This window comes from Komagataeibacter ossonobensis (genome assembly GCF_057359305.1).
Window position 1 is genome coordinate 1 of the sequence record NZ_JBXAYQ010000010.1, and the last position, 13,334, is coordinate 13,334.

Here is a 13,334-nt window from a genome sequence, read left to right on the forward strand (position 1 = left end):
GGGCAAGCCCGTGCTGCGCTGAAGACGGCACCTCGCCATGTTCCTGCAGGGCATTATTTATTAATCATGCCACATGGCGACACGCGCGCCCAACCATACGAATACAACCATCTCGGTCATATGTTGGCAAAGCATGCGGGTTAGGAAATGCTCCTCTCCTGCAATGAACTGTCATCACTTATATATGGGTGTATATGACGAGGGATCTGTTCATGCACAAAATCCCGACCGCACAGATATTCCGCCTTCACCCGGCGACAGCCCAAAGGCAACGTATGGCACGCCCACCGATGAGGACTGGCAGACCATTCGGGATCATGGAAAAATCACACATATAATGCATGTTCAAAAACATGCTGTTTTGCGAAAGCGTAAGATAACGGTATTTGTTATTTAATCTTATGATTAATCCGTGTGTTATGTAATTCAGGCCAATCGAGGGATTTTCAGGCCGATCATAAATGTCCCACATCCTGTTTCCATATATCGCCCAGCCACATCAGGAATTTCATTCCCTTCCAATCGCATTGGAAATGGCACGGCTTTATCCAGGGATTAAGGTTCACATTGCCAGCCTGACACCGGAACGCGATTCCCGCATACGGCTGCTATCCCGCTTTTATCCGGACGCCTCGGTCAGCTTTGATATTCTACGCCTGCCTTCATGGCTGCGTAATCATATAAGGCACCATGGACCGACTCCTCTAAGCAAAATAGCCGTGCTCTTTTTGAACAGAAATTATTTCAACAGATTTCAGGCAATTGTCGTTCCCGAGCGTACATCGCTCTTTTTACGCAAAATGGGTGTGTCCCATCCACGTCTGATCTGGACCCGCCACGGTGCCGGGGACAGGGCCATCGGCTTTACCCATGATGCACGGCAGTTCGATTACATCCTGATGGCGGGCCATAAAATAGAAGAACGTCTGAAAGCGGCGAATACCCTGCGTGATGGCCATTATATGACTGGCATATATGCCAAATTCGACATGGTCCGCCGACTGCATGCCAATAGCGCACCCCTGTTTTCCAACACACGCCCGACCATTCTCTACAATCCCCATTTCAGTCCGAACCTGTCATCGTGGCCACGGTTTGGCATGGCTGTTCTTGAGTATTTTGCCCAACAGGAAAAATACAACCTGATCTTCGCGCCCCATTACCGGTTATTTGATACAGATCGCGTAAAAAGCCGCCATATGCTGGCACCCTATGCCACATATCCACATATGATCATTGATCCGGGCAGCGACCGGAGCGTGGACATGACCTATACACTGGCATCAGACCTGTATCTGGGTGATGTCAGTAGTCAGGTCGCGGAATTCCTTACAAAACCACGTCCCTGCCTGTTCCTGAACGCGCATGCAATACAGTGGCGTGATGACCCGAATTATGCAAACTGGACATTGGGGCCGGTAACGGAAAACGTGCATGAACTGGCCCAGGCCCTTGACAGGGCATTCCTCACGCATGCAAATTTCCTTGATCGACAAAAAGAGTATATAAACGACACGTTCGGGTTTGCGGCGCCGGAAGACACGGCGGCCAAAGGCGCGAAATCGATTATTGACTTTTTGAGGGTAATTGGTTGAACACCGCCCATTCGCCGTTTCAAGTTACGTCTGTGGAAGTCACATTACCGGAAATGATAAGCCTCCCGACCCCCTCCGATTCTGGTTTACCTCGTCGTTACGGCGATTTCCCGACGTTCCCGGCGGCACTGGATTATGCCGCCCAGGGCAAGAGCGGTTTCAATATCTACTCCGGCAAGGGCGTCCTGCTCGAAACGCTGCCTTACAGCATGTTGCGCGAACAGGCGATCGAGACGGCGAAGCGCCTGCTGTCCCTTGGCCTGAAGCCTGGTGACCGGGTCGCCATCGTGGCCGAAAGTGACGGTGACTTCGCGCGTATCTTCTTTGGCTGTCAGTATGCTGGCCTTGTCCCGGCGCCCCTGCCACTGCCTGTCGCATTTGGCGGGCGCGAAGGGTATGTGGGCACGCTGCGCGGCATGATCGAGGGCGCTGCGGCATCCGCGGTGGTCATTGCCTCCATCATCTCGTCATGGACGGACGAAATCACTTCAGGGCTGGACCTGAAATTCTCCGGCACGCCGTCTGAACTGCTGGAAACGCCGATTACGGTCGAGACCCTGCCCCCTGTCCAGCCGGATGATCTGTCTTATCTGCAGTTTTCGTCAGGCAGCACGCGCTTTCCCATGGGAATCGCGGTGACCCAGCGTTCCGGCATGGCAAATGCACACGCCATTGCCCTGAATGGGCTGAAGGTCCGTGAAACAGGTGATCGCTGCGTATCATGGCTTCCGCTCTATCATGACATGGGGCTGGTCGGTTTCTTCCTGACCCCCATGACATGCCAGCTGAGCGTGGACATGCTGCCCACCCGTGAATTCGCACGGCGTCCCCATGTGTGGCTGGACCTGATCAGCCGCAACCGCGGCACGATTTCCTACAGCCCGTCCTTTGGTTACGAACTGTGCGCACGCCGTGCCACCTCGATCGAACTAGACCTGTCGTCATGGCGCGTGGCGGGGATCGGCGGCGACATGATCCGCTATCATATCCTTGAGGATTTCGCCCAGCGTTTCGCCTCGGCCGGTTTTGACAGCGGTGCGTTTACCGCCAGCTACGGCATGGCCGAAGCGACACTGGCCATAAGCTTCGCGCCGCTGGGATCTGGCATCCGGACAGATACGATCGACCTGCGTGCGCTTGAAACACGTGGCGAAGCCGTGCCGTCTAATGATCCGACACGCGCGCTGCGCACATTCGTCATCTGTGGCGAAGTCCTGCCGCGCCATGAACTCGAAGTACGTGACCCGCAGGGGAACGTGCTGCATGACCGCCAGGTCGGGGCCGTATTCGTGCGTGGTCCCAGCCTGATGCAGGGCTATTTCCGCCGTCCACAGGAAACCGCCCGGGTTGTTGATGCCAATGGCTGGCTGAATACCGGCGATCTGGGATACATGCTGGATGGGCAGGTTGTCATAACCGGCCGCGCCAAGGATCTGATCATCATCAACGGTCGCAATATCTGGCCGCAGGATCTGGAATGGTCCGCCGAAACCGAAATCAGCAGCCTGCGCAGTCGTGACGTTGCCGTCTTTTCGGTTGATGAGGACGAGGGCGAGAAGATCGTGGCGCTGGTGCAGTGCCGTGCGTCCTCCCCCGAAGCACGTGAAACCCTGAAAACCGAAACGGCCAGCCTGTTTCGCCGGCAGCATGGGGTGGATGTTTCCATCATTCTGGTTCCCCCCCATACCCTGCCGCAGACATCATCGGGCAAGCTGACACGCGCCCGTGCGAAAGCCATGCTGCTGTCGGGTGCGTTCCAGCCGCTGGAAACATCGTCTGTTTCCGTAGTCTGAGGGACCGGGGCCGCAGGGTCCCGCCCTTTCGGGCAAGAATGTAAAGCAGGACTGGCCAAAAACCTGTTTTTCGATCATAAGACTTCCGATCAGGGGACCGATTGCAGTCCCCACCCCCGGTCATGGATCGTGGGGCAGGCCATTCATGCTGATCCCCTGCCGGTAAGAAAGCGGGCAGGACATGCCATAAGGATGTAGGAATGAGTGAAACGGTAGCGAGCGTCTCCGCGCTGATCGTGAAGACGCTGCTGGCGAACCCCAAGGTTCCCCGTGATATCAATGGCAGCAGCAAGATCGTTGAAGATCTGGCCTTTGATTCACTGGCCGTCATGAATTTTGTCATGGAAATCGAGGATACACTCGACGTTTCCGTGCCGCTTGACCGGCTGGCTGATATCCGCACCATTGATGATCTGGCTGCCTGTATCGTCTCTCTCAAGCAGGCATCCTGATACACCATGTCGATTTTCTCGAAATACGAAGGCCTTGCGTCCGCCCTGTCGGCTGTAACGGCCGGTGGCGGGCGCAACCCGTTCAACGTCGTGATCGAAAAGCCCATTTCCTCAACGGTCGGGTTGATCGAAGGGCGTGAGACGCTTCTGTTCGGCACCAACAACTACCTTGGGCTGAGCCAGTCTCCGGCCGCGATCGAAGCGGCGGTGGAAGCGGCCAGGGCCTATGGTGTCGGCACGACCGGATCGCGCATCGCCAATGGCACGCAGGGCCTGCATCGCCAGTTGGAGGAACGGCTGTGTGCCTTCTTCCGTCGTCGGCATTGCATGGTGTTTTCCACCGGGTATCAGGCCAATCTGGGCACGATTTCTGCATTGGCAGGCAAGGACGACTACCTGCTGCTTGATGCGGACAGCCATGCCAGCATCTATGACGGCAGCCGCCTTGGCCATGCGCAGGTCATCCGCTTCCGTCACAATGACGCCGATGACCTGCATAAACGCCTGCGTCGCCTTGAGGGTACGCCCGGCGCGAAACTGGTCGTGGTCGAAGGCATCTATTCCATGATGGGTGACGTCGTTCCCATGAAGGAATTCGCGGCCGTCAAGCGGGAAACCGGTGCATGGCTGCTGGCGGATGAAGCGCATTCCGTTGGTGTAATGGGCGAACATGGCCGTGGCGTGGCGGAAGCGGACGGCGTGGAAGATGATGTCGATTTTGTCGTCGGCACCTTCTCCAAAAGCCTTGGCACGGTTGGTGGCTATTGTGTATCCAACCATGCCGGTCTGGACCTGATCCGGCTGTGTTCGCGTCCGTATATGTTCACCGCATCCCTGCCGCCAGAAGTCATTGCCGCGACCATGGCCGCACTGACCGAACTGGAAAACCGGCCGGAACTGCGCGTGCGGTTGATGGACAATGCGCGCAGGCTTCATGCCGGGCTGCAGGCGGCTGGCCTGCGCACAGGCCCGCAGGCCAGTCCTGTCGTGTCCGTCATTCTGGATGATGTGGCGGTTGCCGTAGCGTTCTGGAACCGGCTGCTGGACCTTGGGGTTTACGTCAACCTCAGCCTGCCGCCTGCAACGCCCGACCAGCACCCGCTGCTGCGTACCTCCGTCATGGCGACCCATACGCCGGAACAGATAGACCGGGCCGTGGAAATCTTCGCCGTTGTGGCGGGGGAGATGGGTATCAACCGCGCCGCCTGAAAAAGCCTGCCTGCCGTAATTTCCACAGCAGATACGGCAGGCAGATCAGCGGATGCCGTTCCGAAAACGGTCCCAGCGGCAGTTCAATGCCGGAATGCCGCTTGATCTTCCATGCGATATAGCGCGCGCCCCCTTCAAACGTGAAGGCACCCTTGAACAGGCGGCTGACATTCAGCACGCGGCCCAGCCGGCCACGCAGCCACCAGCCATCAAGCATGGTCCGACGCAGTTTAGGTGTCAGCTGGGGGGCCAGTTGATCGCCCTCGGATTGGAACGGCAGACCGTCTGCCCGCCATACATCCGGCAGCAGATGCCTGTATCGTGCTTCCTGTCCCTGTAACAGGCTACGCGGCCTGCGCCCGTTCTCAACACGCAGTTCCGCGCCGTACGTATGGGCAAACAGGGCCAGCCAGTAGTCATCGGCCGTACCCTGCGCCGGCCCCAGGGCTGCGGCCCAGCGCCCTGCCTGCCCCACCGCACGGATAATGCAGGCCAGGATGGCATCGGCCGCCTCTGGCTCCCTGACCCATACAAGCCGCACGGGCTGGCAGAAACGTGCCCAGACCGTGGTATCCAGCGTGGCGCGCCCCGTCATTCTCCGGAACTGCGCTATGGACAGGATGGCCACCTTGGCCCGGATGATCCGTCCCCCGATGGAAAGTTCGTGATATTCCACATTGGGGGGCAGGATACGGTTGGCCTCACGTGACAGGTAGCCTGATGTCCAGTCTTCCAGATGCTCGACAATCACGTAAAAATCCAGAATCCCATCCGGATCGGGCGCCCGCAGGGCGGAACCATAGAAAATGACGCCCAGCGGCCGGGTGTCGCCAAGCAGGTGCGTGACAAACTGCGTAACAAAGGGGGCGACAGGCTGGACCAGATCATGCGCCAGCAGATGGGCGACCCGTCCGGCTGCGGCAGTGCGGTCTGTGGGGCTGGACTGGGACATGCTCACCATTCCTTACGCGTGGATGAAATCGATCGGGGCGGTCGCCGACAGCACGATCCGGCCTGTCGCACCGGGGGACATGACTTCCCCATCCAGTACGAAATCGGATTTCATCGTCATTTCGATGCGGTCTTCGCACCCGCTGCAATAATCCGGGTTATGCTGCAGCCAGGCCGGATGCCGCCCCCGCAGCAGCGCCCATGCCGCGGCGGCAAGGCGGGAAGGCTGTCCCGCCACATGCAGGAAATTAATGACATCATCACGCACCCCGCATGCGGTCCAGAACGGCCATATGCCATGGGGCAGATGCTGGAGCGTCGTGGACAGGAACAGGAAGCAGTTGCCCTGTCGCTTGATGGTCTTTCCCGCCTTCATGCCCATCTGTTCCCCGCGCATCCAGTCCTGCCGGGAACGCCGCGAGAACAGATGTGCTACCGACGACAGGAAGGAGACGACCACAGCCATTTCATGCGAATAATTATTCAGGATTGCGGGCTGGTGGGCCAGTTCGATACCGCGTGTAAATGCCGCCGCACCGTGAAACATGCCCACCACCGGTGGTGGGCCATCGGGTTCGGGCCATTCCACCACCAGACCGCAGCGCCTGCGCACGTTACGTCGTAACTGACCTGACGCATCAAGCCGCTTCAGGTGCTCCAGCGCCCTGATGCCACGCAGCCCGAAACCGACATCCCCCGCAATCAGGTTGGTATTGCCGGACGGCAGGATGGCGAGCGCAGGCAGCCTGTCGGGGGCATAATGCCGGTGGACGGCGGTCAGCACATCGCTGACGGTGCCATCGCCCCCGTCTATGACGATACAGTCCGTGCCGCGGGATGCGAATTCCGCAATATTGGCATCCAGACGGGAACGGTCAGCCGGATCAACGAAGTTTTCTCCCAGCAGAGTCCGGGCTGTCTGGGCGTATGCACTCGTGTCCCCCATGTTCCGCCGGCTGCGCGGGTTGTAAACAAGCGCAAAACGTCCGGTCACTGATTATTCCATCCCTGTCTGAAATTTGACTTACAGGCCATAAGCAACCATCTGCCTTCTATTGCAAGGCACGAAAAGACGGAGCGCCCTCCCGCGCGGGCAGCCATAACACATGTCCCGACCGTTACCGGACGGCATGAGGCAACAAAAGAGGTCAGCTTGAACACGATCACCATCGCGCATCTGTCGGACCCTCACCTGCCTACCGAAATGGTGCCCCCACGCCTTGGCGAACGGCTGAACAAGCGCATGTTCAGCTATTTTTCGTGGAAAGGCCGCCGCCGTTTCCTGCACCGTCCCGAAATCCTGTCCCATGTCATGACGGATATCGCGGCAAGTGGGGTCGATATGATTGCCGTTACCGGGGATCTGACCAACATGGGCCTGCCGGGGGAATGCAGGCAGGCCCTGCGCTGGCTGGAGCAGATGCCCGCGCCCTGTACAGTCATACCGGGGAATCATGACACCCTTGTGCATGACAGATGGCATCAGACCGTGGGATTATGGCAGCCATGGATGGGGACGCTGCCCTTTCCCTTTGTTCGCCGGGTAGGCAATGTGGCGCTGATTGGCGTCAGTTCGGCCGTACCGACACCATGGTTCATGGCGACCGGAACGGTCGGCGCACGACAGGCTGCGCGTCTGCGTGACATCCTGCGTGAAACCGCGCGTCAGGGACTGTGTCGCATTGTCATGATCCATCATCCCCCTGTCCCCGGCCTGGCAATACGTCGTAAAGCCCTGACGGATATACAGGATTTTACAACCTGCATCGCACAGGAAGGTGCCGAGATGGTCCTGCACGGGCATATCCATACCTCGACCCTGTCTTCCCTTCCCGGTCCCGCAGCTCCCGTGCCGGTCGTGGGCATTGCGTCAGCTTCCGCACGGTCATGTGATCCGTTGCGTGCCGCCGGGTGGAATCATATTATGGTCACACCGCATGACACAGGTTACAGGCTGGGTGTCACACGTCATTTTTTCATGGCGGATGCAACGACAGGCGCCAGTCAGGAAACTATTTTTGAGCTTTCCTCTCCATCAGGGTGTTTTTCCGGTGTAAGCACGCCTGCATGAGTCGCATGTCCTTGCCGCACCGGATACTGGGAAAACTCGCTCTCAGCACAATGGACCGCTACCTGCTGCGTCAGGTTGTGCCGCCGTTTTCCATTGCGCTGGGTGTGGTCATGGCCGCCCTGCTGCTGGAGCGGCTGCTGGTGCTGTTCGACATGCTGGCGGCCAATGGCAGTTCCATGAAGACCTTTGTCGCGCTGCTCAGCGACCTGGTCCCCCATTACCTGGGGCTGGCGCTGCCCGCAGCCATGTGCGTCAGCGTGTTCACCGTCATCCGGCGCATGAGCGCCAACCACGAAATCGACGCGCTGACCGCAAGCGGGGTCTCGATCTTCCGTATCTGCCAGCCCTTTGTCCTGACGGGCACGGTATTCGGGCTGCTGGCATTCTCGCTTTACGGGTTCATCCAGCCCTATGCGCGTTATGATTACCGTTCGGCCTTCTATTTCGCCAGCCACGCGGGATGGACGCCGCATCTGCAATCAAAGATGTTCGCGATATCGGACAACATCGTGCTTACGGCGGAAACGGTCGATCATGCCGGGTCCCGCCTGTGGCACGTCTTCATACGCGACCAGTCGGACAAGGCGCATACACGCTACATTTCCGCGCAGAAGGGATATATCTACAATCCCGCCGATGGCTCCAAGATACGCCTTGACCTGATAGATGGCACCATCGTGACCGATAGCGGCGACAAGCAGCCCTCCGTTACGGGGTTCACCCGCACCACCCGCATGATCTCAAGCAATGGCAAGCTGGATGATGAAGCCTATAACGGCCGAGGAGAGACCGAACGCGAACTGACGGTCCCGGAACTGTATTACGGTATACGACATGGCAACCCGTCCATCAGCCATTCCTACATGATTGCCGAACTGCATTTCCGTCTGGCCCGCACGGCGGCCATTCCGTTCATCCCCATCCTTGCCTGCGCGCTGGCGGGCGTGCGCAAGCGGCAGAAGGGCAATCCCGGCCTGGCCATCGCCGCAATCACCCTGGTCGGTTTTGACCATACGCTGCAGATGGGGATGAGCTTTGTCGCAAACATGCATATGTCCCCGCTACTGGTCATCTGGCTGCCGACCTTCGTCTTCGCCGTGATCTGTATCGGCACACTGATCCATCAGGCGGGCGGGATCCGTATTCTCCTGACCCGTGGGCCTGCCATTGCGCCACGCGAACTGTCTGCCGACGGCCTGCCCCGCCGTGCTGTGGAAACCGGGACATGAAACTGCGGTTACGCCTGGCCAATGGCACGGTCCTGCTGGGTTACCTGTCACGCGAACTGCTGTCCAAGGTGTTCACGACCACCGCCATCGTGGTTGCGCTCATGGAGATCCTGGCGCTGCTGGAGCAGGTGACGGAAATCATGCACCGCAAGCTGGGCCTGAGCGGGGTGCTGTATTATGCCGTGCTGCACCTGCCGCTGCTGCTGGGCAACGCCATGCCCATCGCGGTGCTGATCGGCACGCTGCTGACCCTGCAGCAACTGACGACATCGAACGAAATCTCGATCATGCGCGCGGCCGGGCTGTCCACGCCCGGACTGATCAAGCTGCTGCTGCCCGCCACCATCGCACTGGGCCTGCTGTGCGGAATCGTGGATGACCAGATTACCCCCCGCACCGAGCAGGCACTGGCCCAATGGTGGAACACCACCTCGCGACACGCGATGACACACAGGCACAACTACTGGATCCGGGCGGATAACGACCTGATAAACATCACGTACCTGGGCGGTGGCGGCACGATGATGAACGATGTGACCGTCTATCACCGCGACCAGCGCAGCCTGTTGCAGAAAATCACGACCCTGGAGGATGTCCATTACATCCATGGCCACTGGTATGGCACGCCGACGCATGTCCTCAGCGTCATCAACCCCACACGCGTGGACCTGCTCGATACCCCCCCTGGCCAGAGCGTAAGACTGAACTGGCCCGCGTCACTGACGCCGGGATATATCATTCAGTTGACGGTCAGCTTTACACAGTCCATCAATACGATGCTGGATGAACAGCGCGGCGTGCTGCCTTCCAGCCAGTCTCCGTCCTTTTTCCTGACGGAAATACTGGGACGTATCATGTTACCCGTGACATTCACGGTAATGCTGTTACTGGCCGTGCCGGTGGTCTATATCCCACCGCGGGCCGGAACGCGCAGCTGGCTGCCAATCTGGTGTCTGGGCGCGGGCCTGCTATTTATCGTATTCCAGGGGCTATTGCGCGCACTGGGAAATGCGGGAACATTGCCCTCGCTTATGGCGATATTCGTCGGGATCCTTATTTTCATCCTCGGCGTCATCACCGTGCTATTGAGGATCGAAGAGCGATGATTACGAATACCCTCAAAAACAGTTCCATCAGAACAGGTCGCAGCTTTGACCTGGGCAAGATGAACCTATCCCAGCTCTGGATTGCCTATCTGACCTATCCCACCATCTTGCTGTATTTTGCCCTGGCGTTGGTCAGCTACGCGTTGATGGTCTATAATTTCACATCCCTGGCGCCGGTGGCGATCAGCATTGCATCCGTCATTCTGGTCTATCCGCTGGTATGGTACTGCATTCATCGTTTCATCCTGCACGGACGTTTTCTCTATCGCATGAAATGGAGTGCGACGCTGTGGAAACGCATCCATTTCGACCACCATCAGGACCCCCACCTGCTGGATGTGCTGTTCGGCTCCCCGCTCAACACCATCCCGACCATTGCCATCGTCACCATTCCCATCGGTTATGCCATTGGCAACATAGCCGGGGCCGCGGCGGCTTTCGGTGCGGGCCTGACCATCACGTGCATCTATGAATTCTTCCACTGCATCCAGCACCTGAACTACAAGCCGCGCATGGGCTGGATCCAGCGTATGAAGCAGCGCCACGTGCTGCACCATTTCCATAATGAAAACGGCAATTACGGCATCACCAGCTTCGTGGCGGACCGCCTGTTCCGTAGCTATTACGTTGATGCCCGCGGTTGCCCGCGCAGCCCGACCGTGTTCAACCTCGGTTACGACGTGAACGAGGCCAAGCAGTATCCGTGGGTGATGGAGGAAACCGGCTCCCCCCCCCGTGACCGGCCCGATGGTGCGAACACCACCCGTAACGCGGCGTGAACGCACAGATGGGGCTGAACGTTCTGATCCTGGCGGGCAGCCGGCCCGGGCGCCCCGACCCGATGGCGCAGGCGGCGGGTATTTCGCACAAGGCGATCCTGCCGGTCTGTGGCACCCCGATGATCAGCCGGGTCATCACCGCACTGCAGGCAGTCGAAGGCATTGGCAGGATCGCCATCTGCATCGAACGGCCTGACGTCCTTGCGGGCATCGTGCCCGATAATGTCACCTTCATTCCCCCGGCCGCCGGTCCCAGCGCCAGTGTCATGCGGGCGCTGGACACGCTGGGCACGCCCCTGCTGGTCACCACTGCCGACCATGCCCTGCTGGAACCCGGCTGGGTCCGCGCTTTCTTTCAGGGCGCGCAGGACAGCGGATGTGATGTCGCGGCCGGTATCGCGATGGAACCCGATATACTGCGTGATGTTCCGGGCACGAAGCGCACCATGATCCGGCTGGCGGATGGCGCGTTTTCGGGCTGCAACATGTTCCTGTTCCGCACGCCCGCCGCCTATGGCGTGATCCGGCTGTGGCAGAAACTGGAAGCCGAGCGCAAACACCCGTTCAGGATGGCACGCATTCTTGGGCCGGGGACCCTGCTGCGTTTCATCCTGCGGCGCCTGACGCGCGCGGATGTCTGCCGTCGCATCGGGCACCTGTCCCACGCACGGGTGGCCATGATCCCCCTGCCGGACGGACGCGCCGCCGTGGATGTGGACAAGCCTGCGGACCTTGAACTGGTGACCCGCCTGCTATCTGCGGCATCTGCGACCTGATCGTTCTTATCCGCCCCCATGCCCCGCCCGGCTGCGCCACAGATCCAGTCCGCCATCCGTACTGGCACAAGCCTGATATGCAGGCTGCATGGGTGGGCGGTGCTGCATGAATTCACCCTGCCGGGTCGCAGGCGCGCGGATATCATGGCGCTTACGCCCAAGGGGCATTTCATCTGTATCGAGATCAAGTCCGGCCTGCCCGATTTTCGCGCCGACCAGAAATGGCAGGAATACCTACCATGGTGCGACCAGATGTATTTTGCCGTCAATCAGGATTTTCCACAGGCTGTCCTGCCCGATACCACCGGCCTGATCTTGGCCGCGACGGGTCAGGGAGCAGAAGGGACTGCGACCTGTATTGACTGCGCGATCCTGCGTCCTTCCCCCAATGCCCCACTGCCCCCGGCGCGGCGACGGCAGCTGACACTTCAGTTTGCCATGCAGGCCGCTGAACGGTTAGGCAGGATGGAAATGCCACAGGTGGAACACGCGGTGAAAACGGCGCTACGTGTGGAATGAGATTTTCTGACCCTGAAAAGAAGGTTACCCGATGACACAGGCCATTCTGACCCGTTTTGAAGCCGCCCGTTCGGTTGTGCGTGATGCAGCCGCCATAGCCATGAAAATGCGCCCCGCCCCCGGTGGCCCCAAGGGTACGCTGAAAAGCGCGCAGGACTGGCTGACGGAAACCGATGGCACGGTGGAAGCCTTCATTTCCGAACGAATCGGCACACTGTTCCCCGAGGATGGTTTTCAGGGGGAAGAAGAAGGCCGCACCCGCACCGGCAGCCTGCGCTGGGTGGTGGACCCGATTGACGGTACATCCAACTATGCCCGCGGCCGCAACCGCTGGTGCATCTCGCTTGGCCTAATGGATGGCGACACACCTGTCGCCGGCATTATCGAAGCGCCCGCACTGGGTGAAACCTATACCGCGGTGCGTGGGCATGGCGCATTCCTCAATGGCCAGCGCATCCATGCATCCCCCGTAACCGATACCGCATCCTCCCTCATCGAGATGGGATGGAGCAACCGCGTGCCCGCCGGCGTATTCCAGCAGAAGATCGACGCGATCCTGAACCTTGGTGCCATGCCGCGTTCCGGCGGGTCCGGCGCCATTGCGCTTGCGGAAGTCGCCTGTGGCCGCCAGGACGGCTATCTGGAAATCTGCATCAACCTGTGGGATGTGGCAGCAGCCCTTGTCCTGCTGGATGAAGCCGGGGCGCGTGTATCCCCTTTCCTGCGTGATGGTGGGCTGACAGGTGGCATCTGCATCCTTGCCGCAGCCCCCGGCATTGCCGATACGCTGTCGGACGCGGTTGGCGTCTCCCTTAAATAACCGCAATATATGGCTGTATCATGCCACATGGTCT

Annotated in this window: 13 protein-coding genes; 11 read left to right on the top strand and 2 right to left on the bottom strand. The window is 59.3% G+C overall.

What is annotated here, in order from left to right:
* Positions 1 to 461: 461 nt before the first annotated feature.
* From AC1RQ9_RS08125 to spt, 4 genes are all read left to right on the top strand, one after another.
* Positions 462 to 1,595, top strand: a complete 1,134-nt coding sequence (locus AC1RQ9_RS08125; protein WP_485986372.1) for a sensor domain-containing protein — start codon at positions 462 to 464, stop codon at positions 1,593 to 1,595.
* A gap of 53 nt (positions 1,596 to 1,648) precedes the next feature.
* The gene (locus AC1RQ9_RS08130) at positions 1,649 to 3,388 is read left to right on the top strand and encodes a fatty acyl-AMP ligase (RefSeq protein WP_485986373.1); all 1,740 of its coding nucleotides are present in this window, start codon (positions 1,649 to 1,651) and stop codon (positions 3,386 to 3,388) included.
* Between the two features lie 200 nt (positions 3,389 to 3,588).
* Positions 3,589 to 3,840, top strand: coding sequence for an acyl carrier protein (locus tag AC1RQ9_RS08135; protein WP_007400085.1), 252 nt, complete (start codon positions 3,589 to 3,591; stop codon positions 3,838 to 3,840).
* Between the two features lie 6 nt (positions 3,841 to 3,846).
* On the top strand, positions 3,847 to 5,049 hold the full coding sequence (gene spt / locus AC1RQ9_RS08140) for a serine palmitoyltransferase (protein ID WP_485986374.1): 1,203 nt from the start codon (positions 3,847 to 3,849) through the stop codon (positions 5,047 to 5,049).
* Here the strand turns inward: spt and AC1RQ9_RS08145 are convergent.
* Positions 5,033 to 6,001, bottom strand: coding sequence for a hypothetical protein (locus tag AC1RQ9_RS08145; RefSeq protein WP_485986375.1), 969 nt, complete (start codon positions 5,999 to 6,001; stop codon positions 5,033 to 5,035). The two genes, spt and AC1RQ9_RS08145, sit on opposite strands and share 17 nt — an antisense overlap.
* Before the next feature lie 12 nt (positions 6,002 to 6,013).
* Complete coding sequence (locus tag AC1RQ9_RS08150; protein WP_485986376.1) at positions 6,014 to 6,994, bottom strand: diacylglycerol/lipid kinase family protein; 981 nt, start codon at positions 6,992 to 6,994, stop codon at positions 6,014 to 6,016.
* Positions 6,995 to 7,153: 159 nt separating this feature from the next.
* Between AC1RQ9_RS08150 and AC1RQ9_RS08155 the strand changes: the two genes are divergently transcribed.
* From AC1RQ9_RS08155 to AC1RQ9_RS08185, 7 genes are read left to right on the top strand one after another with little or no spacing between them, the layout of a single operon-like run.
* Positions 7,154 to 8,071 (top strand): metallophosphoesterase family protein, encoded by a 918-nt coding sequence (locus tag AC1RQ9_RS08155; RefSeq protein ID WP_485986377.1) that lies wholly within the window; start codon positions 7,154 to 7,156, stop codon positions 8,069 to 8,071.
* A 50-nt stretch (positions 8,072 to 8,121) separates the two neighbouring features.
* A complete protein-coding gene (locus AC1RQ9_RS08160; RefSeq protein ID WP_485986442.1) occupies positions 8,122 to 9,300 on the top strand; it encodes an LptF/LptG family permease in 1,179 nt (392 codons plus the stop codon).
* Positions 9,297 to 10,406: an LptF/LptG family permease gene (locus tag AC1RQ9_RS08165; protein WP_193731247.1), complete on the top strand. Its 1,110-nt coding sequence runs from the start codon at positions 9,297 to 9,299 to the stop codon at positions 10,404 to 10,406. The genes AC1RQ9_RS08160 and AC1RQ9_RS08165 overlap by 4 nt, the downstream gene beginning before the upstream one ends.
* Positions 10,403 to 11,185, top strand: coding sequence for a sterol desaturase family protein (locus tag AC1RQ9_RS08170; RefSeq protein ID WP_193731246.1), 783 nt, complete (start codon positions 10,403 to 10,405; stop codon positions 11,183 to 11,185). Before AC1RQ9_RS08165 ends, AC1RQ9_RS08170 begins: the two co-directional genes overlap by 4 nt.
* Positions 11,186 to 11,193: 8 nt before the next feature.
* On the top strand, positions 11,194 to 11,961 hold the full coding sequence (locus AC1RQ9_RS08175) for a nucleotidyltransferase family protein (protein WP_485986378.1): 768 nt from the start codon (positions 11,194 to 11,196) through the stop codon (positions 11,959 to 11,961).
* An 18-nt stretch (positions 11,962 to 11,979) separates the two neighbouring features.
* Complete coding sequence (locus AC1RQ9_RS08180) at positions 11,980 to 12,480, top strand: MmcB family DNA repair protein (protein WP_485986379.1); 501 nt, start codon at positions 11,980 to 11,982, stop codon at positions 12,478 to 12,480.
* Between the two features lie 31 nt (positions 12,481 to 12,511).
* On the top strand, positions 12,512 to 13,300 hold the full coding sequence (locus tag AC1RQ9_RS08185) for an inositol monophosphatase family protein (RefSeq protein WP_485986380.1): 789 nt from the start codon (positions 12,512 to 12,514) through the stop codon (positions 13,298 to 13,300).
* Positions 13,301 to 13,334 lie beyond the last annotated feature (34 nt).

Coding starts and splice junctions, on each gene's coding strand:
- AC1RQ9_RS08125 (WP_485986372.1), top strand. CDS start 462: ATGTCCCACATCCTGTTTCCATATATCGCCCAGCCACATCAGGAATTT.
- AC1RQ9_RS08130 (WP_485986373.1), top strand. CDS start 1,649: ATGATAAGCCTCCCGACCCCCTCCGATTCTGGTTTACCTCGTCGTTAC.
- AC1RQ9_RS08135 (WP_007400085.1), top strand. CDS start 3,589: ATGAGTGAAACGGTAGCGAGCGTCTCCGCGCTGATCGTGAAGACGCTG.
- spt (WP_485986374.1), top strand. CDS start 3,847: ATGTCGATTTTCTCGAAATACGAAGGCCTTGCGTCCGCCCTGTCGGCT.
- AC1RQ9_RS08145 (WP_485986375.1), bottom strand. CDS start 6,001: ATGTCCCAGTCCAGCCCCACAGACCGCACTGCCGCAGCCGGACGGGTC.
- AC1RQ9_RS08160 (WP_485986442.1), top strand. CDS start 8,122: ATGGACCGCTACCTGCTGCGTCAGGTTGTGCCGCCGTTTTCCATTGCG.
- AC1RQ9_RS08165 (WP_193731247.1), top strand. CDS start 9,297: ATGAAACTGCGGTTACGCCTGGCCAATGGCACGGTCCTGCTGGGTTAC.
- AC1RQ9_RS08170 (WP_193731246.1), top strand. CDS start 10,403: ATGATTACGAATACCCTCAAAAACAGTTCCATCAGAACAGGTCGCAGC.
- AC1RQ9_RS08175 (WP_485986378.1), top strand. CDS start 11,194: ATGGGGCTGAACGTTCTGATCCTGGCGGGCAGCCGGCCCGGGCGCCCC.
- AC1RQ9_RS08180 (WP_485986379.1), top strand. CDS start 11,980: ATGCCCCGCCCGGCTGCGCCACAGATCCAGTCCGCCATCCGTACTGGC.
- AC1RQ9_RS08185 (WP_485986380.1), top strand. CDS start 12,512: ATGACACAGGCCATTCTGACCCGTTTTGAAGCCGCCCGTTCGGTTGTG.